Source organism: Pseudoalteromonas sp. SM9913, assembly GCF_000184065.1.
Taxonomy (GTDB): Bacteria; Pseudomonadota; Gammaproteobacteria; order Enterobacterales; family Alteromonadaceae; genus Pseudoalteromonas; species Pseudoalteromonas tetraodonis.
Genome location: NC_014803.1, coordinates 477,417 through 501,221, shown reverse-complemented (window position 1 = coordinate 501,221; position 23,805 = coordinate 477,417). Strand labels below are relative to the sequence as shown.

The following is a 23,805-nucleotide window of genomic DNA, read 5'->3' as shown; positions in this document are numbered from 1 at the left end:
TGAGCATAAGGATTTTGTATTATGAACTTTGAAAACTTAGATGTATGGAAGCGTTCAGCCCGCCTTAGCGCTGATATTTACAGAAATACACAACTAATTAAAGACTTTAGCTTTAGAGATCAATTAACACGCTCTGGTTTATCTGTTCCTAGTAATATAGCTGAGGGCATGACAAGAGAGAGTGATAAAGAAAAAACACGCTTTTTAGATATCGCTCGCTCTTCGCTTGCTGAGGCAAGAACCCAAATATATATTGGCATCGATATTAACTATATTGATACCGACATAGGTAAGTCTTGGCTAAATGAAACAGTCCAGCTGTCAAAAATGCTAACAAGTTTGATAGCAAAAATAAAAACAAGTGAGTAACCATTCTTACTGACAGCTGAAAACTTACAGCTGACAGCTATTCTCTACTTCTGACACACCTCACAAAAAACAGTGCTGCGTTGGCCTAAACGAATTTCTGTTAGTGCTGTATCGCAATTTACACAAGGCTGGCCTTTTCGGCCATACACTAATAGCTGTTGCGCAAAGTAGCCTGGCTTACCGTCACTTTGGGCAAAGTCTTTTAACGTCGTGCCGCCTTGGGTAATTGCAGCGGCTAAGGTGTCTTTTATAATTGGGATTAACGCTTGGTAGCGTTTAAGGCTTACCTTTCCGGCTTCTTTACGAGGGTCAATACCCGCTTTAAATAACGACTCGTTAGCATAAATATTACCGACCCCCACCACAACGGCGTTATTCATAATAAACTGCTTAACGGGCACTTTTTTATTACGTGATTGCTCATAAACACGTTTAGCAAAAAAGTCATCAGTGAGTGGTTCAGGGCCTAATTTAGCAAGTAGCTTATGCTCTTCATTGGGTGCTTGCCATAAACAGCAACCAAAGCGACGTGGATCGTTTAAACGCAGCGCCTTATTATTCGCTAAAATAAACTCAACATGGTCATGCTTTTTAAGTGGCTCATTGGCGTTCACAACCCGCAAGTTCCCCGACATACCTAAATGCAATATAGCCGCCCCAAGCTCACATTCTAATAGCAAGTATTTTGCGCGGCGTTCAATACTGCTAACCACCAACCCTTCAAGTTGGTATACCTCATCTGGCACAGGCCAGCGCATACTGGCATTATGAATGTTTACCTTAGTAACGACTTGGTTTAGCACATGGGGGGTAATGCCCATGCGGCTAACTTCTACTTCTGGTAATTCAGGCATTTATAAAACTCACTATGAAAAGGTAAAACTAGGAAATAATTGCTTGGCAGTGCTTAAATCAAGCAACATTAGCCGCTGACTGGTTTTCTCGAGAAGATAATACTCACCATTTGCTTTATATAATAAGTACATCCAAGGTAGGGGCTCACCGGCGAGTTCAAACGTCGCTGCCGATAGTGGCTTATTAATATCAAGCGCATCAGGTGTGGCTGTCGTCATTAACGCTGTATTTTGCCATAAATAAACAAGCTCACTAAGTTGCTGCTCTGAACCTTGCCAACTAAGCGGTACCTCTTTGATCAAAGCAGTAGTACGCCAGCTTGTACCAATGCGCTCAATTTTTTGGTCGCTAAATTCAAGTGTTAACACAAAGCTTTGCACAGGAAGTAGTGGCTGCAGTTGCGCCTGCGTTTCATCGGATCCAATCTTTTTATGAAGACCATTTAAAAAGAAGATCATGATCAACATAGAAAAAATAATAACATTGTTCCAACCTTTGCGGCTTAATCGCATATGCAGTTCCTAATTTATATAAGGTTTTCAAGTTTAGCTAAAACTTAATTGCACTGTCTATATGTTAAAAGCTGGATACTTTGCTAGAATATCGGCAAATTTTAAGGAGTTTAGTCAATGTCAATGTATGTAGTGGGCCATAAAATCCCAGATTCAGATTCAATATGTGGTGCAATTGCACTGGCTTATTTAAAAAACCAAATTGATGAGCCGGCAATTCCAACCCGCCTTGGTGAAGTATCACCAGAAACACAGTTCATTTTAGATAAATTTGGCTTCGAAGCACCTGAGCTTAAACTTAGCTACGCTGGCGAAGACGTTTACATTGTAGACCACACAGAAAAAACCCAAGCACCTGATGATATCGACCAAGCTCGCGTTGTTGGCGTAGTTGATCACCATAAATTAGGTGATTTAACCTCATCAACACCACTTGAGTGTTGGATCCGCCCTGTTGGTTGTTCAAACACCATTATTAAGATGATGTACGATTTTTATAACGTAGAGATCCCTAAAGATATTGCTGGCATTATGCTTTGCGCCATATTAAGCGACACGGTTATTTTTAAATCACCAACCTGTACCACTGCCGACATTAAATGTGTTGAAGCCCTTGCTGAAATTGCAGGCATTGAAGACTTTAAAGAACTAGGCATGGACATGTTCCGCGTTAAATCAGCCGTTGAAGATACGCCTGTACGTGATTTAGTAATGCGTGACTTTAAAGACTTTAACATGAACGGTAACCTTGTTGGCATTGGTCAGTTAGAAGTTATTGACCTTGCAGTATTTGACGAGATTAAAGCTGACCTTGAAGCTGACATTGCCAAGCTTAAAGAAGAAGGCGGTCGTCATTCAGTATTTTTACTACTAACCGACATTATGAAAGAAGGCTCACAAATGCTGATTGCATCAGACGATGCCAGCCTTGTTGAGCAAGCCTATGGTGAAAAGCCAGAAGACGGTAAAGTATGGCTAGATGGCGTATTGAGCCGTAAAAAGCAAGTAGTACCACCACTACAAGACGCTTTTAAGAGCTAGGTTCGAGGTTCGAGGTTCGAGGTTCGAGGTTCGAGGTTCGAGGTTCGAGGTTCGAGGTTCGAGAAATTTAAAAACCTTGCGGTTAATATCGCAAGGTTTTTTATACCTGTAGGCGGGAGTTTACCCCGCGCAGTGGGTAGGTAAGTTCGCAGCCCACTTTTGAACCACAGAGAACACCGAGGCGCTTCGCGCTACACAGAGTAATACCTTACTGAACGCTGACAGCTACCTGTTTTTATTTTTAATCACTTCCTCTGTGCACTCTGTGACCTCGGTGGTAAATAGTGTTTTAATTTTTTGCACAACAGAGAACACTGAGGCGCTTCGCGCTACACCGAGAAGACAGTCAGTTGTAACTTCTTAATCTTGAAGTTATTTAGGAAGTAAAGTAATTAAACTCTGATCCTTTTAATACCGTCAACGAGCTTAACTTCATTAAAATTAACTAGTAGACCTGTTCTTATTCCTGTCAGCTTTAAATACGTCATCAACTGAGCAGAATGAATAGGCCGCAATTTATCAACTGCTTTTAACTCAACAATTAGCTTATCCGGTAACAATATATCAAGTCTATAACCTGTATCGATTGATACATTCTTATATTTTATAGGTAGTTCAGCTTGTGCAATAGCTAGCAGTCCGGATTGATTTAGTTCATACATTAGGCAACTTTCATAACTAGACTCTAATAAACCAGGACCTAAATTTTTATGAACCTCAATGGCGCAACCAATAACTTTATGAGTTAGTAAATCTGTTTCCATTGATATTTTTATCCACTTCCTTGTAATTTATTTTGACAGTATAGTCACTTTCTCGTCTAAAGGATTATTTTGAATCACAGTGAAAATCGAAGCACTAAACCGAGAAATCAATTACTGATATCTGACATAATAACTGCTCTTTACCTTTAATCACTTCCTCTTTGTACTCTGTTACCTCTGTGGTAAAAAATCACCAAAAGATGCGGGATGAACCCAGAGCTACAGCTGAACGGCATAAAGCCCCGCCTTCAAAATATTTGAAAAACTCCCATAGGCTCTAGGTTTTTACTAGCAAATCGCACATCGCACATCGCACATCGCACATCGCAAAAAATTACTCTAAACTGGTAAAAAAACAATAAATAAGGACATAAAATGCACATACTTCACCATGGAGCAGTCAATGGCGTAACAGGCTCATGCCACCAGCTGATAATAAACGACCAAAGCTCTTTTCTAATTGATTGCGGACTATTCCAGGGTGAAGATTCTGTAGATGATCTAAGCATTGAATTTAATATAGACACTGTTCGCGCATTAATAGTTACCCATTGCCATATTGATCATGTTGGCCGAATTCCCTATTTACTGATGGCTGGCTTTAAAGGCCCTATATTTACCTCTGTTGCATCAGCAAGCTTATTGCCTTTAGTCATTGAAGATGCATTAAAAGTGGGCGTTACGCGAGACCAAAAAATAATAGATGCCTGCTTAAGGCTACTTAAACAACAAGTTGTAGCTGTAGACTTTAAAGCCTGGTTTGAGCTTCCTTGCAAAGGTGAACACAAAGCGAAAGCCCGACTACAACGAGCAGGGCATATTTTAGGCTCCGCTTTTGTAGAAATAGACATAAGCACGCCTCATTATAAAGCGATCAAGATTCATAGAGTGGTTTTTTCTGGTGATTTAGGGGCGCCCTATACGCCTTTACTACCCGCACCTAAAGCGCCCTATAAAGCCGATACCTTAGTCATAGAGTCAACTTATGGTGATAAAAATCACCAAGGTCGTAAACAACGTACGCAAACCTTAAAAAACGTGATTGAACGCGCCGTTGCCGATAACGGCGTAGTACTTGTGCCTGCCTTCAGTATTGGCCGCACGCAAGAGCTGTTATACGAACTTGAACAGCTAATTCATGCTTCTGCTAAAAATTCACCTTGGCGCACAATACAAGTAATACTCGACTCGCCTATGGCGGCTAATTTTACTCAGCAGTACCGAAAGTTTAAATGCTTATGGGATGAAGAGGCAAAACAAAAAGTAGCCAAAGGTCGCCACCCACTCGACTTTGAAAACCTCACTACTATAAACACCCATAGCGAGCACTTAGCGTTAATAAATTACTTAGCCAGCCGCCAAACACCTGCAATTATTCTAGCTGCAAGCGGTATGTGCACCGGCGGGCGTATAGTTAATTACTTAGAGCGCTTTTTAACCGACAAAACCACCGATGTACTCTTTGTAGGTTACCAAGGGCGCGGCACGCTGGGTCGCGATATACAAACCTATGGCCCACAAAATGGCTATGTGTTGATAAATAATACTAGGGTGAATATTAACGCCAAAATACACACTATAAGCGGTTATAGTGCTCATGCAGATCAAGCAGGTCTCATCAAATTTGTAACCGGTATGCGCAAAAAGCCCCACCATATAAAAATAGTTCACGGCGATGATGACGCTAAAAATACACTCGCAGCAAAATACAGAGAAATATTGGGAGATGAGGTGACGGTAGAAATTGGCAAGGGATAAATAACAGTAAAATAAGAAGTCAGATATCAGAAGTCTTATTTTAACCTAGGAGATCGTAATGAACTTTGAGCATTTAGATGTATGGAAAAGATCTGTAAAACTAAGTTGTGAAATTTATAAATCTACCGCTAATTTAAAAGATTATGGGTTTAGAGATCAGTTAACTCGGTCTGCGCTATCGGTTCCCAGCAATATAGCTGAGGGGGTTTGCAGAGAAAGCTTTAAAGAAAAAAGCCGCTTTATTGATATTGCACGCGCCTCACTAGGTGAAGCGCGCACCCAAATCTATATTGGGGATGAAATTGGCTATTTACCAAAAGGTATAAGCCAAGTATGGGTTTTAGAAACAAAAGAGTTAGCAGCTATGCTAACTAGCTTAAAAAATAGGTTCGACTCTGCTTGATGTCTGATTTCTACTATCTGCTGTCTGCTATCTGATTTCTAAAACCTGCTCTTTTACTTTAACCATTCGCCTTTAACCTAAAATATTTATTTTTGAACCACAGAGAGCACCGAGGCGCTTCGCGCTACACAGAGTAATACCTTTTTGAACGCTGACAGCTAACTGTTTTTACTTTTAATCACTTCCTCTGTGACCTCTGTGGTGAATAATTTTTTACCTTTGACGCGACATAAAGCTACCAGTGCGCGGCATAAAGCCCCGCCTACGTTCAATCCAAACACCGTGCTTGGCTTAATCTCAACCTTTAACCTTTAATCCAAAACGTAAAATACGCGGTATAAAGCCACGCCTACATTCACACACCCATATTAACTTGCCCGTAGGCGGGAGTTTACCTCGCGCAGGATTTAGGCTTTAGGTTTGAGGTTCGGTGTTTAGCTCTAGGCTCGTAACTCGTAACTCGTAGCTCGCAGCCCATAGCCCGTTGCCCACCGCTCGTCACTCGCAACTCGCTGCCCTTTAAATCCTGTACAAGCAAGTATATTCACGTATCATTTTAAGGCCAGTAATTAAAAGGATACCTCTTGTTTAATCTCCCCCCCACTACAATTGCACTTATTATCGTTTGTAGCGGCTCTATTATTGGACCGCTTGGTATGGCAGGCGTTAATATCGCTATTCCCGACCTTGCTGAAGATTTACACGCAAGCGCAAAAATGATTGCGTGGATGCCCACCTTGTATTTACTCAGTAGCGTTATCTTTATGTTGCCGTGCGGTAAAATAGCAGACAACTATGGTCGCAAACGCGTGTATGCATTTGGTTTAGGCTTAAATGCACTGGCCTCGCTAATGTGTGCGTTAGCAAACTCTATTGAGTGGGTGCTTTTTTGGCGCTTTATACAAGGGGCTGCAGGCGCCATGATTTTTGGTATAGGCGTTGCCATTATCACCTCTGTTACGCCTGATAATAAACGCGGAATGGCATTGGGCATCTCTGCGGCGTGTGTGTACATAGGACTCAGTGCAGCACCTGCGGTTGGTGGCTGGCTCACTGAAATATGGGGATGGCGCGCCGTGTTTTACTCGCAAATTCCCCTGGTACTTATGCTGCTTATTGCCATTAAACTATTTTTACATGGCGAATGGAAAAACGATAAAAAATCGCCGTTTGACTGGTGGGGTATGGTTATTTTCTCGCTCTTTGCACTTTGCTTAGTATTAGGATTAAGTGATTTACCGAATATAGCTGGCTGGCTATTAACCGCACTTTCAATCATTTGTTTAATGCTATTTATTGTTCACCAAAGTCGCAGTCGGCGCCCGTTAATTAGAGTACAAATGTTTTTAGAAAGTCGTGTGTTCAGCCTATCGTTGACTACTTCGTTTCTCATGTATGCCAGTAACTTTTCACTGGCCTTTTTGTTAAGTTTGTACCTGCAATATATAAAAGGATCAAGCCCCGCACATGCAGGACAAATAGTATTACTACAAGCGGTTTCAATGGCTATCATGGCGCCCCTAGCAGGTAAACTTGCCGATAAAATACAACCACGCTTACTTGCCACGCTAGGCTGTGTAATTGTTCTGGTTGGATTTTTTCTGTTATCCCAGTTATCGGTTAGTTCAAGCACCGCTTACATTAGTGGCTCACTGTTATTATTAGGGATTGGGTTTGGCTTATTTTCGACCCCTAACAACAATGCCATTATGGGTGCAGTGGATAAAAGTGAGCTAGGTGTGGCGTCTTCCTCAATGAACTTATCACGCACTATTGGTAATTTATTTGGCATGAGCTTAATCAACTTAATTGTGCATTATTACCTTGGTGACAGCACCTTCTCAGCGCAAAATAGCCACGCATTAATGAGCACCATTTCATTGGCGTTTAAAGTGTCATTAGGGTTTGTCATGCTGGCAAGCTGTATTTCTGCGCTACGAGGCCGGGCTTAAAAGGCTGCTAGGTTCGAGGTTCGAGGTTCAAGGTTCAAGGTTCAAGGTTCAAGGTTCAAGGTTCAAGGTTAAAGGTTAAAGGTTAAAGGTTAAAGGTTAAAGGTTAAAGGTTAAAGGTTAAAGGTTAAAGGTTAAAGGTTAAAGGTTAAAGGTTAAAGGTTAAAGGTTAAAGGTTAAAGGTTAAAGGTTAAAGGTTAAAGGTTAAAGGTTAAAGGTTCCAGATATTTAAAAACCTTGCGGTTAACATCGCAAGGTTTTTTTATACCTGTAGCAGCGGGTTCACCCCACGTCGGTATTAGGATTTAGGATTTAGGGTTTAGGTTCGAGGTTTTAGGCTCGAGGCTCGTAACCCGCCGCCCGAAGCTCATAACCCGACGCTCGCACCTCGCACCTTAAAAAAATGCGCGGCATAAAGCCCCGCCTACAAAACATTCTTACCACAGAGTACACCGAGGCGCTTCGCGCTACACAGAGAAGACAAAGCAAATAAAACATGTTTTTAATCATTTTCTCTGTGTGCTCTGCCCCCTCTGTGGTAAATAAAATCTCTTCAAGATCTTTTTGCACAAAGAGAAGTGAATGAGGAGTAAATGAGAACATAAAACCATTAGCCCAACTGGTTAATTCGAAGCTCTAGGCTCGATTCCCATACCCCGTAGCTCGTAGCTCGTTACCCGATGCCCGTTACCAACTCTTTCATATATTCAGTAAACTCATCGCCTAAGCTTTTATCGCGCATGCTGTATTCTACAATCGCTTTTAAATAACCGAGTTTATCGCCACAGTCGTGTGAGCGGCCACTCATATGAAACGCTTCTACCGTATCAATAGCCAATAATGCATCAATCGCGTCTGTAAGCTGTATTTCACCGCCTGCGCCTACATGAGTTTTAGCGAGTAATGGCCAAATATTTTTACTTAAAACATAACGACCAACAACAGCTAAATTTGAAGGAGCAACATCTGCGGCTGGTTTTTCAACCATTTTTTTAATTGCTGCACTTTCACCAGCAGCAAGCTCTACACCATTAATATCAGCAATGCCGTACTTACTTACATCTTCAATAGCAACGGGCTCTAACATAATTTGGCTGGCATGGGTTTGCTTAAAGCGTGCGATCATCGCCGCTAAGTTTTCAGTTTTTTGATCTGCCGTATAAGCATCTAAAATTACATCGGGTAAAACCACAACAAAGTCACTATCACCAACTATTGGCTTGGCACATAAAATAGCGTGCCCTAAGCCTTTAGCTTCACCTTGGCGAACGTGCATAATAGTAACATCTGCTGGGCAAATAGAGCGCACCTCATCTAGCAAAGTACGTTTTACACGTTTTTCTAGCGTGGCTTCTAACTCAAAACTGGTATCAAAATGGTTTTCAATGGCATTTTTAGAGCTATGTGTTACGAGCACAATTTCTTTAATACCCGCCGCCACACATTCATTTACTATGTATTGAATCAGCGGTTTATCAACCAAGGGGAGCATTTCTTTAGGGATTGCCTTAGTCATTGGCAACATACGGGTGCCTAAACCGGCAACAGGAATTACAGCTTTCACAAATAGTCCTTTAATTTAAAAGGGGTATTATCCATAAATTAACATAAACAGATAGATACAACCTGAATAAATGCACTTGCCTCCAACTTATAATAAGCCAACAGAATATAGCTGTGAAAATAATTTCATTTTTTCTGCTTAAAAAATAAATTATATACAAACTGAAAATAGTTTAGTTAAACTAAACATGAATCTAAAGCATAATACAAAAGTAAATTTCATACCTCAAGAAATGCAGAATGAGTTAACGCCTAAAGGAAATAAATGAATAATCTAGCTATAAAAATCGACAATATTGAATTATCCAATAATGCTCCGTTTGTACTATTTGGTGGAGTCAACGTATTAGAATCTCGTGATTTAGCAATGCGCGTTGCTGAGCATTATGTAGAAATAACAAATAAATTAAATATTCCTTATATATTTAAAGCCTCATTTGATAAAGCAAACCGTTCATCAATCAACTCTTATAGAGGCCCAGGCATGGAAGAAGGTTTAAAAATCTTTGAAGAGATAAAGAAAACTTTTAATATTCCATTGATTACAGATGTACACGAACCATATCAAGCAGCTCCTGTAGCAGAGATAGTTGATGTTATTCAACTACCTGCATTTTTAGCACGCCAAACCGACTTAGTCATTGCAATGGCTAAAACTGGAGCCATCATAAACGTAAAAAAACCACAGTTCCTTGCTCCACACGAAATGCGTCATATAATCACTAAATTTAATGAGGCAGGCAATAACAACATAGCGTTATGTGAACGCGGTTCAAGTTTTGGATATAATAATCTTGTAGTTGATATGCTTGGCATGGATGATATGAAAAGTATGGCACCTGTGATTTTTGATGCAACACATGCATTACAACGCCCCGGAGGACGTATTGACTCTGCCGATGGTCGTCGAGCACAAGCTGCGGAATTAGCTAGAAGTGGTATGGCGTTAGGAATTGCTGGACTATTTATTGAAGCACACCCTAACCCTAATGAAGCAAAGTGCGACGGCCCTTGCGCCCTTGCACTTGATAAGCTAGAAGGTTATTTAACTCAAATGAAAGCAGTGGACGATTTAATAAAAAACCTTGAACCACTTGATACTAGCGCTAACAATTTATAGGTTAACTCATGAAGCCACGCTATTAAGTTGACTGCTAAAGATTAATAGCGTGAGTAAATATATATTTTTTTATTAATTAAGCACTGAAGAGCAAATTTCATCTATTTATGGTACGTAGCCCTTCATCAACAATATAGTATTAGAGCTTTCTAGATCAGCCCACAAAACTATTACAAATAACTAACATAAGCAAGAGTTCGAAATGCTAATATCCTCATCAATTTGTTGAGGAATACTTTTTTTCAGGCAAATCTAATTTACGCCTAAAATAATTCATAACCGTACAATAATTGATTAAAAATATCAGGTACAAAGTAAAAATTGTAATAAACCCATAAAACATAATGTACTCAGGCACTAATAAAATCTCACCGACTATACCAACAGTTGCAAAAATTGTTGCTATAAAACAGATTAGAGTTAATGTTTGTAAAGGTGAAAAACCTAAACGTTGACATATGTGATGTAAATGCTCACGATCTGGCTTAAATGGCGACTTACCTTGTTTAACACGGCGCACCATAATTGCAACCATGTCCATTAACGGTACCGCAATAAGCCATAACGCTGTAACAGGTCGAATCATCGGGTTACCAGCCGTTTGGCTTGCACCTATAAGCAACCAAATAACTGTAAAGCCAATCATCATGCTGCCAGCATCACCCATAAATACTTTTCTTTTACGACCAGCTAAACCCAAATTCATCATTATGTATGGCAACATACATACAACCAGTAGCAAACAAAGATAACTTAGGCTTTGCTCACCAGCAAGCAAGAGTAATATACCAATACTCGCAAAAGTAACTATTGACAAACCACCTAATAGGCCATCAATACCATCAACCATATTAAATGCATTAATACAGCCAATAACAGCAAACACAGTAACTAAACCACCTAGCATACCAAGTTCTATAGCGCCAAAACCGAGTAAATTACCCAGCGTATGTAATTCTGCATTAGCAAAATAAATCATCGCTATAGATATCAATGCCTGAACTAACATACGAATTTTTACACTCAAGTCAAAACGATCATCCAAAGCCCCAACTATTGTTAAACCAAAAATACATAACATGTATAAATTAGCATGGTTAATCATATTTGGATGTGTATAAATATAGTTAACTATTGTTATACAAATTGCTACACCACCTACTAGTGGCACATTACCCGTATGCATTTTTCGCCCTGAAGGCTTGTCAACTAAACCAACCCTACGTGCAACCTTACGCATAAAAAATAACACGGCGAATGCCAAGAAAAAGGTAAATAAAAGGTCGATTATCATATCATCTCGCAACTCTGAATTTTAACTGTATAACTACTTATCTGAACCTAAATGACCATGTTATCTAAAGTCTTATAACTCGAACAAATAAAACTATTTTGTTGAACTAAGTCCAATCAACAATCCAGATTATTATTGATTACTTCATATGATATCTAAAGCTTTTAATTAGAGCTATATAAATATATGATTGAATAAACAACTTAAAAATTGAAACTACTTTTTAATAACGCCAACTAAGTTTTCACCATCCATCACTAAAAGAGTATTAACCTTCTTGGACTCCATGACGCTTATAGCCTCATGAACCCTACTCGATACTAAAACACTTAATGGATTATGAGTTGCTATATCAGATGCTTGTAAATCAAAAGCAGCCTTGTATTTACAATCCATAGTTCTTCTGATGTCGCCATCAGTAATAATTCCAAAATGATTTGAAAATTCAACAATTGCAATACCTAGCTTACCTTTACCTATTGAGTGAACTACTTCAATAAATGAACTATTTGGAGAGATAACAGGAAGGGATTCAGTATACATTTCATCAGCAACCTTACTTAAAAGCCTTCGTCCTAAATTTCCACCAGGATGAAAGCGAGCGAAATTTTCAGGCTTGAAATCTCTAGCATCCATTAAAGCGACGGTCAATGCATCTCCCATCACTAGGGTTGCAGTAGTAGATGAAGTAGGGGCTAATTGAAGAGGACAAGCTTCTTTAGGTACAGATATATCAAGGTGGCAATGTGAATTTTGAGATAACGTTGAATTTACATTTCCTGTTATCGCAATGATAAAGTTCCCATTATCTTTCAAAAAAGGTAGTAATTTTAAAACTTCATCAGTTTCACCTGAATTTGAAATAGCTATAAAAATATCTTTATGTTTAACCATTCCAAGATCACCGTGAAAAGCCTCTCCTGGGTGCATAAAAAAACTAGGTGTCCCTGTGCTTGCAAAGGAAGCAGCAATTTTTTTTCCTATAATGCCTGATTTCCCCATCCCACAAATAATTGTTCGCCCAGAAGTGCTGATAATTTTATTAACGGCTTTAGCAAAGCTATCGTCCAGTAAAGAAGACATATAAACTAAGCCATCAATCTCTGTTTGAATCACTTCTTTAGCTATTTGAATTGACTTGAAATCCATTATTTTTTTCTCGCTCCATTAATTCTTTTATTTCTTGGTAATCTTCTTTAGTATCTATCCCATGAGGGATATCACCATCATAAACAACACTACCTATTGACATTCCATTACTTGTAGCTCTCAGCTGCTCCAACTTTTCGTATTGCTCCAACGGAGATTCTGAATAGCTACAAAATTCCTTTAAAGCAGATACAGAGTATGCATAAATACCCACATGTCGAAAAGCTAAAGATAAGTCAGAAGGCTTTTCTCGGTTATAAGGGGCTGCAGAACGAGTGAAATGTAAAGCCCTATTTTTTTCACCTAAAATAGCTTTGACAACATTTGGATTTAAAAAGTCAGTTTGTTTTGAAATTCGCGTTACTGCAGTTGTTATAGAGAAATTCCTATTTTGTAGTGCAAAGTTAGCAACTTCATTTATTAATTTATGTGGAATTAAAGGCTCATCACCTTGAATGTTTAAAACAACATCACCATCTTTCCAGTTTTCTAATATGGCAATTTCATGAATTCTGTCAGTACCACTTTGGTGTTCAGATGACGTTAGCCGCACAGGTATGTTAAATTCGTTCATCGCATCCACTATACGTCGATCATCAGTTGCAACAATAATAGAATCAAACGAGATGTTTGCTGAGAGACATTGTTGTACAACATGATAGACCATAGGCATACCACAGATTGGCAATAAGGGTTTTCCTGGTAAGCGTGTCGAGCCATACCTAGCTGGTATAACTACTTTAATATTATTCAAAGTAAATCCAATTATTCTTAATATGATTTTTTTACATTATAGATAGTATATTACCTATATTATCAACTTTGGTAACTAAGCATGTAAACTAATTTTTACCCAGAATTCACACTAACCAAATGGGAATTAATAAAAGAGCAAGCTAGACTCTTAGTTTAAGATAGTAAAATCATTCCCAAAATATACTATAATAGTAATTTAAGTTTAATTATCACTTAAATAGAGCTTTTGATATTCGTCAACCATGGTAGCTTGTTGAAAATACTTTTTCACATAAATTGCAGCCTGTTCAGATAGCAGCAACCGATATTCAGTATCATTTACAAGCTTAGTTATAGCCTCTGAAAATACCTCTACATTTTGAGCAGGACACAAAATCCCAGTCTCGTTGTGTTTTATAACTTCGGGTATACCCTCAACATTAGAGGCAACACAAGGTATAGCAAAATAACCAGCTTCAACTAAGTTTAATCCAAAAGCTTCCCATAAAGATGGCTGGCATAAAATATCTATTTTATTAAAGAAATCTGACTTGTTTGATACCCAACCAACATAGGTAATAACTTCATTTAGCTTTAACTTTTTAATAAGCTCTAAACACTGTTCTCGAAGTTCGCCGTCGCCAGCTAAATAAAAGTGAACATTTTGAGTTAGTTGTTTTTGTTCAGTTAAAGCTTTGACTATTTTTATAAATGTAAGAGGATCTTTTTGCTTATCTAAACGAGCAAAAAAGCCAATATTCACACAGTTATCTGACTTACGTTTATTTACTTTCAGTTCTGAGAAATCAACGCCATTATGTATTGCTAGTGATTTACAAATAATACGAGGATAGTATTTAAGGTAATATTTATTAACTGTGATATTTTTATCACCAAACAATGTGGATATGATCTCTAATAAATAATAAATGAACCTTTTAGTAGGCTTCTCATGCTGATGAAAAGCAATGCCGTGGACAGTATGATAAACCTGTTTAACTCTAGCCATTTTTGCAGCTACGCGAGCTATAATTCCGGGTTTTGTTGAGTTTGTATGGACTATGTCAAAATTGTTTTTTTTGAAAAAAGTATATAAATCCCAAAAAGCTTGAAAATCGTTTAATGATATATCGCGAGCTAAGCTCTCAATATAAACCACTTTAATATTGTGTTCTTCAAAATATTGATTGAATGAGTTATCTAAGGGTTTTCCACCAAATAAAATATATTTATCAAAATTATTATCCAAACCCTTTAATATATCTAAAGAAACCTGCTGAACCCCTGATAATTGAGGAATCACTTGTATGTGAACTATCTTTTTCATTGTTACTCTATATAGAAGTTAATATAAGCTTATTGAATGCGTAACCTAAGCTTTTTGATAAACTTATTTCGCTTCACTTTAAGATACAACTGACGAACCGACCATTCACAGTTAAAATTAAAACTAGAGTTCAGCATATTAAACATATTTTGATTAATATGATGCTGTTCGCATTCCTCTGCTCTTGAAATACTTTTTGAGTTACTTAGCTCTTCTAGCAATTCTGTAATGCCTTCTTTCGCTAAATAAGTCCTTAATATATCCATTTGAATACTTAAACGTTGAGGTTCTAATGCTAAGAAGCTCTCTAAATTTTGTTCAAAAACAGCACTCGACGGTATTAACCAACCACTTTGTAAAAGCATAGGCTTATCTCTGTAAACTAATAACCCTACAGCTCTCTTATGATACATGGCTGTAATGGCTATACTACTAGGTGTTGTTACAACACCAGAGTAAGCCTCTAAAGTTTTTTCAAAATCAAATTTAATATCATTCTCAAACTCTATTTTTAAGTTCAACTCTAAAAATGCTAAAAGCCTTTGATCAAAAACTCTAACAGCAAAAAGTACATCTTTTTTTATTAGGACTTTAATTGTATCAAGCATTAAGTTAGATAAGGACTCAAACTCTAAGTCATTAAAATAAGATGTGTTCGCAGTAGTTATCAGTATCTTTTTTGTATTCGGTAAAATCAACATATCACTTTTTGACAAAACTCTTTTGGGCAAATAATTAAAAGAACTTACTTGATTTGAAAAATAAGATTTCTCGGTATTGCCTACACATAAAAAATGAGACTGTATTATAGGATGATACATAGTAACACCATATTTACTTACCATTGGGTTAGTAATAGCATTAGAAAAATCAAATACACCATCAGTGCATAATATCGTCGCTTTATTTAACTCTTTAAATTTTAATGTTAATAACACATTATGTGGCATTGTATAAAAGGCACAAACAAAGCTATCGAATTTATCAAAAAAAATACTCTTTTTTTTGTAAAAACGACAACCACCAAATGTGTAAACTAATCCGGGCTTATCTATTAAGCCTAAATCGCGATAAAAACTTTCATGCTCAGAAAATAATATATGCATTATACTTTATCTTTAAAAAGTTTTAGGACTATATTCTCTATGTCTTTAGCGAACTCTTTCGTCCCCCTAAAAGAGGATGCACTCAGCATACTTGTGCTAGAAACAAAAGAATATATGTCATTGGCATTTGACTTTATATTTTTATAGTTATCAAGTAACAAGCCATTCTCAATATAATTAAATACATCCTTAACACCACAGCGACTATAACCTATAGGCTTTACTCCAAAGTGGGCAGCTTCAAGGTAACTTAAACCATAAGACTCATTCAGCTCAGATAACAGGATGCAATAATCATTAGCTTTATATATTTCTGGTAGTTGGCTCCTGTTAACTGGGCCTAAAATATTTATGTAATTACTAATAGAACTTTGATTAATCATTTGTTTAAGTTCATCCATATACTGTCCATCACCAACAATGTTCCACTTAAACTGCAGACCTAGCTTAGTTAATTGCTCAAAAACATTAAGCATATGCGCAAATCCCTTTCTTTCGTTTAAGCGGCAGACAGTTATGAAATTAGCGCCTCTGGGCTTAACTACACCGCAGATATCATTACCAGCCGAGTAAACTCCGGGGTTTACAATACTTGCATTGACTAACTCCATATCAACTTTGTGCTGTTCTAAATAAAACTCCTGTATATATTTAGAAACAAATATAACCTTATAGGAATTATAAATAGCCCTCAAAAAATTTTTACTGAACCTAATAGCTTTCGTTAATAGGTCTGGATCACCTAAATATTTTTCTTCACCATGAATAAAGCAAATAGTTTTTGATAATAACTCATTACTAAAGTATCTTCCGGCATTATAAATGGCAGCCGGATCGTTACATATAACTACATCTGCACTTTCTAGCTCTCTTTTGTACTCTATATAATAGGAAATAGGCCATAACATTGGCGGCAAAAAAGATGTATACAAATCCCCTTGTTGATACGAAGCAGATTTACTAGATGTTATTACACTAACAGCGTAATCTTGGGAGTCACTGTAAAATTTATATAGTATTTCAGCTATTGTACCTGCCCCACCTAGTGATGGAGGAAACTCATGAGAAAAAACCACTACTTTTTTCATATTAAAAACTTCCAATTACCATTCTTCATTATTTCGAATGAATCTTGGATCTTGTTCTCCAAATAATTGAATAGGGCAAGGTTCTCCGATGAGACAAAAGTTTATCGAATATTGGTAATAAGAATAATCTTTAGCTTGCCTGAAAAAATCGTTCATAAAAAATAAACCTATTAAGAAAATCATAAAAATCAGACGAGAGTCATTTTTTAACTTTCGATAGACGAACTCATAAATAAATAAAGGTAAGAAAACCGTGTAGATCGATCCAACTCTATTAAATACAACAAACTCTAATGAAAGCATCCTAACAATAATCAGGAAAAAGATTATATTGACTAAGAACCTAGAGTTTAAATTAAAATTTGAAACACCATTTCTAATTATAAAAATAAACATAGAACACAAAATGAAGGTATTTATTATAAATACTAACGAAACGGTGCCGCCATCTTCATGATTAAGGTGATTTTTATAAGAAAAACCAATAGCATTCATTACATTAAGCAATATATCCCGAAAAACTGTAGCTCCCAAAAGAAGTGCTATAAATATGCAGAGTAGATATATCACTCTTGAAAATTTAACAGCCTTTAGTAAATAGGAAAATAAAAATAAAATCGCACTGAAGTGAAAAAAGCTGGCCAACAGAACAAACAAAAAATAAGTAAAATATTTATTTTTATAGAGAAACGTAATTGTGGCCCAAAAAACAATTGCGGCAGCTAAAGCTTGCCTCATTATGCTCATACTTGGGAAATAAAAAGTTAAATATACAAATAAAAGGGTTATCGATAAGAAGCTATGCCTTTTTGAAATCCCTCTTAACCCCATGAATATAAATAGCATTGTTAGTACTGAATATAAAACAATAATTGCTTGAAAATTAAACCCTAGAGAACCCAACAACTCTGATAGAAGGGAAAAAGAGGGCTCTACAGGTACGAAGTTACCTACCTTAGCCGTGTCGAATAGTATGACATAATTGGTAAAGTCAGAGCCCACGTAATAGCGAAACGCAGAAAGAGTAGTCAATAATAATAACAAGGCAGAAACAAAAAACTTCCTTATAACTATTTGACCTAAAAAAATCTGCAGACTAACAAAAAACCAGATCATAAAAATGAAATTCCCTAAATACAAACAGCTATCAAAATCATTAGATAAGATTTTTTTTCATTAAGCCTAGTGTTTTCTGCCGTCTATCTTGAATTGAACCGCTTACAGAGCGCTGCTCTTCATAGGATTTTAGTTTATTCGAAATTTCAAAAGTTCTTATATTGCAGCCAGCAACTTCACCTAAAATAAGAGAATGCATTCTTCCTGACAAGACGGTATCAGCCTCAGTTAATTTTTTAAAGTACCCTTTTACTGAAAGAAGCTCGTCTACAAACTCAACCTCAAAATCGAGTTGTCTACTTCGCAAATACTTATAGAAATTTTTAGTTAATATCAAATCTTTATTTGTTGTAGCCATTAAACAAATAGATGAAAACCCCTCACTTGTTATTAACTTGTGCCACAAAGAAAAATACTCATCAATGGTTAATTCTGGGTTACTAGCCTCATTTTTATATAAGTTATAAACTTCAAAATCAGTAATCCCTACGACAGCTTTCTCATTAGTACTTTTAATGTCAACTTTTGTATCAAAGTCATAATTATAAGCAACATCAAATCCTAGCTGAGCGTCAATACTAAAGTTTTCTTTTAAGTTTTTTTGCGAACGCTTGTCTCTAACAGTAACTGAGCTACATTTTTTTAATGCGCTTTTAAACAAAGCAGAGGATAAAAAGCCAAACTTATCACCCACCCCCACTCCGAAAACATGTATTTTTATATTCCTTTTACTCAAAAAATAACACCATAAATAAAAAGAAATTGGAAAGTTTTCATTATCTAAAATTAATTGACCACCACCAATAACACTGCTTGAAAAGTCACTATTGCATGACTTTTTAATTCTACGAAAGTTACTTATAAACCACTTTGCAGTTATTAATATCTTTTTAACTCCCAAGAAGCTGAGTAACAAGATAAGGTAATTGCTAAAAAAGCTAGTCTTGTTTTTTGTACTTACTTTACTAGATGGAGTCGCAGCTTTTGTGCGAGTATAATCAACGTTTGTTATAGCATTATAACCCAACTCATTTAGTATATTGTTTAGGCTCAACGAAATCGCGCGGTCACCAATATTGTCAGAATAACATTCGTTTATTGTTAATATTCTTTTTTTCAAAAAAACTCACCTTCATTAATTAAATTTAGCAGGAGCTTACAGCTTCATGCAGCTCAACATTCTTTTTACATATCTTTTAAAACTCATTGGTATAGCATCAATGAAGTTAATATAAAAAATATGCGCTATATAATTTAACTTTTGAAATACAGTAAACTCCCCACTAGCAAAAGCTAATCGCCTACATTCTTTACAATATGAAGTAAAACTTTTCATTAGCGATTTACTACGAAGAGATTTACTGATGTTAGTTTCATGCCGCCTATAATATGAGTAAGTCAAGCTTGTATACTTTATCCTTCCAATACCTATAACCTTTATGTAATAGAGCCACTCACCATAAAACTTAAAACGCTCATCCCAACCCTTAGCCTGTTTAAATGCACTAACCCTATGCATCATGCCGCAACTTTGGATAAAATTACTTTTAGCTAACTCAAACAATGCATTCGCGCTTTTTTTCTTTTGCAATTCATCATTTCTAGAGAAAGACATTTCCTTTCCCTCTGAATCTATTATGAGGCTATTACAATGCACAGCTACAATATCATCTTCTATAAACTCAGAAATCATTAGCTCAACATGAGCTGGAGGTAAAATGTCATCGTGGCCTAAAAATATAATAAAATCACTCTCGGCATTTTCAACTGCAAGGTTTATATTCTTTGTAATACCCTGATTTTTTTCCAGCTCAATTAAGTGTATCTTATCGCCATAGTCCTTTAATAAAGATACTGTGGAATCCGTAGAGCAGTCATCTATTACAATAACTTTAGTATTACTATAAGTTTGCGCTAGACAAGAGTTAATAGTGTCTTTAATGTAATTTCCACTATTATATGTAGATATAGCTATGCAAGCACTGGGAGTCAAAATCAAACCTTAAATTTAAAAATTAAAAACATTGTAACTGTGTGTAAGAGTGAGTTTATTACAAATGCATAAGCAGCACCTATAACCCCAAACTCAGGAGTAAGTAAAATAGTTAAAACACACCAACTGATAGCAAATATTACTTCTGAAATAACAATCAGTTTTACCAAACCTTTTGCAACTAAAACATACCCAAATAACCAACCACAAACCTTAATACAACAACCAATTAGTTGCGGCAAAAATAGAACTTTCATTGCCATAAACGCATTTGTATATAAGATCAAAATAATAAAATCTTTCAATAAATATATACCTGCACTTATCATTATAGTTAAGGGAAGTATCAATCTTAAAGCAGCGTATATTTCACGCTTTACAGCATTGGATTCCAAGTTAGATGAAAGCTGAGGAAGTAGATAAGTTGACAAGCTCGTTGTTATTAATGAAAGTGCAACTTGTGATAAGCTCCACATTGCTTGCCAGTTCCCCGCATCAACATCTGATAACGTTTCGATTAAATGCGTACGTATAAACATTAAGGAACTATTAGACACCAAAATAGAAGTAAAAGTTATTAGAGCAAACGACATTAATTTAGTTAAAGCCTCTACTTTAACTTTACTTTTGAAGTTTTTTAGCACACACCACTGTTCTTTTCGAATAATGTAGAAGGTTATAAAAAAAACAATCGATTGGTTTGTAACATAAGATATTAAAGTCCACTTCATGCCGCCAAAATAGCTAAATAGCGCAACTAACAACAATGAAATAATACTTGTACATATATTTAAAAGTATAAATTGCTTAATTAATCTCCGCCCGTTTAATACTGACATCAAAAAACTATTTAAAATATAAAATGGTAGACTAATAGAAAAGATTTTAAATAAATAACCGTAACCAGAATCAGACAAAAAATAGTTAGCTATCTGCTCGCTAAAGGTAAAAACAGCTATAAACCAAAGTATATTTAAACTACAAATAATAAATAAAGATGCTGACCAGATTTCATTTGTTTTACCTGAATCATCATGATATTGGGCAGTAAACTTTGTTATCGCTGTTTTTAAAAAGTCGCCAGCAAACAGCATTAATAAATTAACTATATTTTGAAGCTGCCCTATTAAAGCAACACCAGCTGGACCTGCTACAAATGCTACAATTTTAGTTACTAACAATCCTGTTGCTATTCGAATAACTGTTGCGACACCCGATAACATTGACGTTTTTATTAAATTCATAATAGCTTTAATACTTTAGCTGGATTACCGCCAATAATAGCTTTTTCATTAATAGGTTTAGTGACTACTGAACCGTTAGCAACAACGCTATCAGATGGGATATAAACGCCCTTGAGAACTGAAACATTATTACCTATAAATACATTATCACCTATTTTTACATCTGAGACTTTAATCTCACAACTTTCATGCCTATTTATTGCATGAAAATCGGAATTTATTACATGAAAGTTAGTGCCAATAATACATTTATTCCCAATAGTAATACTTCCTGCATCAGCAATAATAGAAGCATTATTATTAAAAACGGTGCCTTCCCCTATCTCTATTTTACTGCTTTTTTTTCTTGCTTCTATATACGAATAAGAATTATAAAAACTAGGGGAGGTTTTTACACCAAACTTAACAGACTTATGAATACTAAATACGCCAGCCCCTGAGGCAATAACAGGCTGGCAACGATTAATATTAACTTTTCTATCTGAAATTAAAGTATAAAAAAATACACGTAACTTTTGAAATACGTACTTCACTGATTTTTTTAGAAGATACTTCACACTTTGAACTCATTGATAATCTTTATAACAGCTGAAACATTATCATTAGAAAGAGTTGGATCTATAGGTAATGAAATGACTTCATTATGGATTGAGCTAGTAATAGCTAAATCTTGGGCTGCAAACTCAGTATAAGCAGCCTGTTTATGTGGAGGTATCGGGTAATGGACAAGAGTGGCAACATCATTTGCAAGCATATAATCACGCAATTGATTACGATATCTACTTCTAACGACAAACAAATGCCATACATGAGACATTTCTTCATGATTAGAAGGCAATGAAATATGCGGGTTACTTATCTCATTAAGGTAGCGTTTGGCAATTTTTTGCCTAACTTCAGTATCTTTATCTAAATATTTAAGTTTAACACTCAACATAGCAGCTTGAATTTCATCAAGCCTGCTATTTACACCTTTATATAAATTTTCATATTTTTTATGGGAGCCATAATTACGAAGTGCTCTTAATGTATTAGCTAATTCTAGATCATTTGTTGTTACGGCTCCAGCATCGCCTAATGCACCTAGGTTTTTTCCAGGGTAAAAACTAAAACCTGCAGCATGCCCCCAATTACCGCATTTTTTACCATTTATTTGCGCACCATGAGATTGTGCACAATCCTCTAATACTAATAGATCAAATTCATCAGCAATAGCCATCAGTTCGGGCATTGGTGAAATCAAGCCATATAAATGAACTGGTAATATAGCTTTTGTTCTATCCGTAATGGCTGACCTTACAATTTTAGGGCATAGGTTGTACGTGTCGTTATTAGGCTCAACAAATACAGGTACTAAACCATTTTCTGTAATCGCTAAAATACTAGCTATGTAAGTATTTGCTGGCACGATTACTTCATCGCCAGCTTTTAGTTTACCTAGCTCTTTCCATGCTCTCAGTGTTAATGTAAGCGCATCTAACCCGTTAGCAACACCTATAGCAAACTTTGTTCCGCAATATTCTGCAAACTCGGCTTCAAAAGCTTCTAATTCCTTACCCATGATATACCAACCAGAATCAATAACTCGTGAACAAGCATCTTTAAGTTCTTGTTGATACTGCGTATTAATTGCTTTTAAATCTAAAAACGGAATCATATTTTTTCGGCTACCATAATTATTTACTTTCACTCAACCATTGTTGAATATCATCTTCGCTATATCCACGATGAAATCGTTTTCTCCAAGGATAAGCCTTTATCTTAGGGTTATCTGCGCACCTTAAAATACTTGCATTACAAACAACCTTCCCAGGATTACCTGAAAATAACTTCCCTTCTGGGACGTCAGTTTTAACAACTGAAGCTGCTGCAATAACAGCATCTTTTTGTATTTTAACACCAGGAAGAACAAGCACTTTAGCAGCTAAAACTGCAAAGTCACCAATTGTAACACCTTGCAAGTTCTCACTTGGTGGAGTTGGATCATTAGTTAAAAGTACTTCAGGAAATAGCCACACATAACTACCTATATTTGAAAATTTGCCAACATGGACATCGGCATGCATTTTCGTGTAGTCACCTATACAGCAATCACCTTGAATATCACCTCGTGATCCTAATTGTACATTTTTTCCAATTAAACTATTTTCGCGAACAGTGACATGGTGACCAGTTGAAAACCCTTCTCCAATGATTGAACCATTATAAATTACAGAATGGCTGCGTATAATGCTTCCTTCGCCAATAATGAGCTGATTTACATTCGCCAAAGGAGTTATTAAACCCAATTCACTGTAACTTCCAACAACGCAGTTATCTGCTAACTCCACGTTGTCATGTATTATACAAAAAGCTCCAATAGTAACATTATGCCCAATTTTTGCATTTGAAGAGATGATTGCTGTTTGATGTATCATAA

General features: G+C 36.3%; 23 protein-coding genes. 6 read left to right on the top strand and 17 right to left on the bottom strand.

The genetic code is table 11. The features are described from left to right. The first annotated feature begins 21 nt into the window (after nt 1–21). Nucleotides 22–369 carry a four helix bundle protein gene (locus PSM_RS02335; RefSeq protein ID WP_013464039.1) on the top strand — a complete coding sequence of 116 codons (348 nt, stop codon included), beginning with the start codon at nt 22–24 and terminating at the stop codon, nt 367–369. A gap of 44 nt (nt 370–413) precedes the next feature. Here the strand turns inward: PSM_RS02335 and mutM are convergent, their stop codons facing one another. Then, nucleotides 414–1,223, bottom strand: a complete 810-nt coding sequence (gene mutM, locus PSM_RS02330; RefSeq protein ID WP_041695614.1) for a bifunctional DNA-formamidopyrimidine glycosylase/DNA-(apurinic or apyrimidinic site) lyase — start codon at nt 1,221–1,223, stop codon at nt 414–416. Between the two features lie 12 nt (nt 1,224–1,235). Then, nucleotides 1,236–1,736, bottom strand: a complete 501-nt coding sequence (locus tag PSM_RS02325; RefSeq protein WP_013464037.1) for a hypothetical protein — start codon at nt 1,734–1,736, stop codon at nt 1,236–1,238. A 117-nt stretch (nt 1,737–1,853) separates the two neighbouring features. On the opposite strand from PSM_RS02325, the gene PSM_RS02320 reads away from it, so the two are divergent. Continuing rightward, nucleotides 1,854–2,777, top strand: a complete 924-nt coding sequence (locus PSM_RS02320; RefSeq protein WP_013464036.1) for a manganese-dependent inorganic pyrophosphatase — start codon at nt 1,854–1,856, stop codon at nt 2,775–2,777. Between the two features lie 392 nt (nt 2,778–3,169). On the opposite strand, the gene PSM_RS02315 is transcribed toward PSM_RS02320, so the two are convergent. Next, nucleotides 3,170–3,541, bottom strand: a complete 372-nt coding sequence (locus tag PSM_RS02315; RefSeq protein ID WP_013464035.1) for a GxxExxY protein — start codon at nt 3,539–3,541, stop codon at nt 3,170–3,172. Between the two features lie 375 nt (nt 3,542–3,916). Between PSM_RS02315 and PSM_RS02310 the strand changes: the two genes are divergently transcribed. From PSM_RS02310 to PSM_RS02300, 3 genes are all read left to right on the top strand, one after another. Continuing rightward, entirely contained in the window at nt 3,917–5,299 is a 1,383-nt protein-coding gene (locus PSM_RS02310; RefSeq protein ID WP_013464034.1) for an MBL fold metallo-hydrolase RNA specificity domain-containing protein, read from the top strand. Nucleotides 5,300–5,357: 58 nt separating this feature from the next. Then, complete coding sequence (locus PSM_RS02305) at nt 5,358–5,702, top strand: four helix bundle protein (protein WP_013464033.1); 345 nt, start codon at nt 5,358–5,360, stop codon at nt 5,700–5,702. A 584-nt stretch (nt 5,703–6,286) separates the two neighbouring features. Next, nucleotides 6,287–7,654, top strand: coding sequence for an MFS transporter (locus PSM_RS02300; protein WP_041695612.1), 1,368 nt, complete (start codon nt 6,287–6,289; stop codon nt 7,652–7,654). A gap of 670 nt (nt 7,655–8,324) precedes the next feature. Here the strand turns inward: PSM_RS02300 and galU are convergent. Beyond that, on the bottom strand, nt 8,325–9,215 hold the full coding sequence (gene galU, locus PSM_RS02295; RefSeq protein ID WP_013464030.1) for a UTP--glucose-1-phosphate uridylyltransferase GalU: 891 nt from the start codon (nt 9,213–9,215) through the stop codon (nt 8,325–8,327). A gap of 264 nt (nt 9,216–9,479) precedes the next feature. Here galU and kdsA point away from each other — a divergent pair, with 264 nt between their 5' ends. After that, nucleotides 9,480–10,334, top strand: coding sequence for a 3-deoxy-8-phosphooctulonate synthase (kdsA, locus tag PSM_RS02290; RefSeq protein WP_013464029.1), 855 nt, complete (start codon nt 9,480–9,482; stop codon nt 10,332–10,334). Between the two features lie 217 nt (nt 10,335–10,551). Here kdsA and wecA read toward each other — a convergent pair whose 3' ends face one another. The 13 genes from wecA to PSM_RS02225 form a co-directional block, all read right to left on the bottom strand. After that, on the bottom strand, nt 10,552–11,628 hold the full coding sequence (gene wecA / locus PSM_RS02285; RefSeq protein WP_041695835.1) for a UDP-N-acetylglucosamine--undecaprenyl-phosphate N-acetylglucosaminephosphotransferase: 1,077 nt from the start codon (nt 11,626–11,628) through the stop codon (nt 10,552–10,554). A 216-nt stretch (nt 11,629–11,844) separates the two neighbouring features. Then, nucleotides 11,845–12,777: a KpsF/GutQ family sugar-phosphate isomerase gene (locus PSM_RS02280; RefSeq protein WP_013464027.1), complete on the bottom strand. Its 933-nt coding sequence runs from the start codon at nt 12,775–12,777 to the stop codon at nt 11,845–11,847. Next, nucleotides 12,749–13,531: a 3-deoxy-manno-octulosonate cytidylyltransferase gene (gene kdsB, locus PSM_RS02275; protein WP_041695610.1), complete on the bottom strand. Its 783-nt coding sequence runs from the start codon at nt 13,529–13,531 to the stop codon at nt 12,749–12,751. The genes PSM_RS02280 and kdsB overlap by 29 nt, the downstream gene beginning before the upstream one ends. A gap of 204 nt (nt 13,532–13,735) precedes the next feature. Next, nucleotides 13,736–14,839 (bottom strand): glycosyltransferase family 4 protein, encoded by a 1,104-nt coding sequence (locus PSM_RS02270; protein WP_013464025.1) that lies wholly within the window; start codon nt 14,837–14,839, stop codon nt 13,736–13,738. Nucleotides 14,840–14,868: 29 nt separating this feature from the next. Then, a complete protein-coding gene (locus PSM_RS02265) occupies nt 14,869–15,945 on the bottom strand; it encodes a hypothetical protein (RefSeq protein WP_013464024.1) in 1,077 nt (358 codons plus the stop codon). Continuing rightward, the gene (locus PSM_RS02260; protein ID WP_013464023.1) at nt 15,945–17,033 is read right to left on the bottom strand and encodes a glycosyltransferase family 4 protein; all 1,089 of its coding nucleotides are present in this window, start codon (nt 17,031–17,033) and stop codon (nt 15,945–15,947) included. Before PSM_RS02260 ends, PSM_RS02265 begins: the two co-directional genes overlap by 1 nt. 15 nt (nt 17,034–17,048) lie before the next feature. Beyond that, nucleotides 17,049–18,149: an EpsG family protein gene (locus tag PSM_RS02255; RefSeq protein ID WP_013464022.1), complete on the bottom strand. Its 1,101-nt coding sequence runs from the start codon at nt 18,147–18,149 to the stop codon at nt 17,049–17,051. Nucleotides 18,150–18,189: 40 nt separating this feature from the next. Continuing rightward, complete coding sequence (locus tag PSM_RS02250) at nt 18,190–19,269, bottom strand: polysaccharide pyruvyl transferase family protein (RefSeq protein WP_013464021.1); 1,080 nt, start codon at nt 19,267–19,269, stop codon at nt 18,190–18,192. A gap of 36 nt (nt 19,270–19,305) precedes the next feature. Then, nucleotides 19,306–20,142 carry a glycosyltransferase gene (locus PSM_RS18285; RefSeq protein WP_013464020.1) on the bottom strand — a complete coding sequence of 279 codons (837 nt, stop codon included), beginning with the start codon at nt 20,140–20,142 and terminating at the stop codon, nt 19,306–19,308. A 2-nt stretch (nt 20,143–20,144) separates the two neighbouring features. Continuing rightward, the gene (locus tag PSM_RS02240) at nt 20,145–21,386 is read right to left on the bottom strand and encodes an O-antigen translocase (RefSeq protein WP_013464019.1); all 1,242 of its coding nucleotides are present in this window, start codon (nt 21,384–21,386) and stop codon (nt 20,145–20,147) included. After that, the gene (locus PSM_RS02235; RefSeq protein ID WP_013464018.1) at nt 21,383–21,943 is read right to left on the bottom strand and encodes an acyltransferase; all 561 of its coding nucleotides are present in this window, start codon (nt 21,941–21,943) and stop codon (nt 21,383–21,385) included. Before PSM_RS02235 ends, PSM_RS02240 begins: the two co-directional genes overlap by 4 nt. Then, a complete protein-coding gene (locus PSM_RS02230; protein ID WP_013464017.1) occupies nt 21,940–23,043 on the bottom strand; it encodes a DegT/DnrJ/EryC1/StrS family aminotransferase in 1,104 nt (367 codons plus the stop codon). The genes PSM_RS02235 and PSM_RS02230 overlap by 4 nt, the downstream gene beginning before the upstream one ends. A gap of 19 nt (nt 23,044–23,062) precedes the next feature. Then, nucleotides 23,063–23,803 (bottom strand): N-acetyltransferase, encoded by a 741-nt coding sequence (locus tag PSM_RS02225; protein WP_013464016.1) that lies wholly within the window; start codon nt 23,801–23,803, stop codon nt 23,063–23,065. Nucleotides 23,804–23,805: the final 2 nt, after the last annotated feature.

What these genes read in the sequence shown, in the direction of transcription:
- PSM_RS02335 (WP_013464039.1), top strand. Translation starts at nt 22, where the DNA reads ATGAACTTTGAAAACTTAGATGTATGGAAGCGTTCAGCCCGCCTTAGC.
- mutM (WP_041695614.1), bottom strand. Translation starts at nt 1,223, where the DNA reads ATGCCTGAATTACCAGAAGTAGAAGTTAGCCGCATGGGCATTACCCCC.
- PSM_RS02325 (WP_013464037.1), bottom strand. Translation starts at nt 1,736, where the DNA reads ATGCGATTAAGCCGCAAAGGTTGGAACAATGTTATTATTTTTTCTATG.
- PSM_RS02320 (WP_013464036.1), top strand. Translation starts at nt 1,854, where the DNA reads ATGTCAATGTATGTAGTGGGCCATAAAATCCCAGATTCAGATTCAATA.
- PSM_RS02315 (WP_013464035.1), bottom strand. Translation starts at nt 3,541, where the DNA reads ATGGAAACAGATTTACTAACTCATAAAGTTATTGGTTGCGCCATTGAG.
- PSM_RS02310 (WP_013464034.1), top strand. Translation starts at nt 3,917, where the DNA reads ATGCACATACTTCACCATGGAGCAGTCAATGGCGTAACAGGCTCATGC.
- PSM_RS02305 (WP_013464033.1), top strand. Translation starts at nt 5,358, where the DNA reads ATGAACTTTGAGCATTTAGATGTATGGAAAAGATCTGTAAAACTAAGT.
- kdsA (WP_013464029.1), top strand. Translation starts at nt 9,480, where the DNA reads ATGAATAATCTAGCTATAAAAATCGACAATATTGAATTATCCAATAAT.
- wecA (WP_041695835.1), bottom strand. Translation starts at nt 11,628, where the DNA reads ATGATAATCGACCTTTTATTTACCTTTTTCTTGGCATTCGCCGTGTTA.
- PSM_RS02280 (WP_013464027.1), bottom strand. Translation starts at nt 12,777, where the DNA reads ATGGATTTCAAGTCAATTCAAATAGCTAAAGAAGTGATTCAAACAGAG.
- PSM_RS02270 (WP_013464025.1), bottom strand. Translation starts at nt 14,839, where the DNA reads ATGAAAAAGATAGTTCACATACAAGTGATTCCTCAATTATCAGGGGTT.
- PSM_RS02265 (WP_013464024.1), bottom strand. Translation starts at nt 15,945, where the DNA reads ATGCATATATTATTTTCTGAGCATGAAAGTTTTTATCGCGATTTAGGC.
- PSM_RS02260 (WP_013464023.1), bottom strand. Translation starts at nt 17,033, where the DNA reads ATGAAAAAAGTAGTGGTTTTTTCTCATGAGTTTCCTCCATCACTAGGT.
- PSM_RS02255 (WP_013464022.1), bottom strand. Translation starts at nt 18,149, where the DNA reads ATGATCTGGTTTTTTGTTAGTCTGCAGATTTTTTTAGGTCAAATAGTT.
- PSM_RS02240 (WP_013464019.1), bottom strand. Translation starts at nt 21,386, where the DNA reads ATGAATTTAATAAAAACGTCAATGTTATCGGGTGTCGCAACAGTTATT.
- PSM_RS02230 (WP_013464017.1), bottom strand. Translation starts at nt 23,043, where the DNA reads ATGATTCCGTTTTTAGATTTAAAAGCAATTAATACGCAGTATCAACAA.
- PSM_RS02225 (WP_013464016.1), bottom strand. Translation starts at nt 23,803, where the DNA reads ATGATACATCAAACAGCAATCATCTCTTCAAATGCAAAAATTGGGCAT.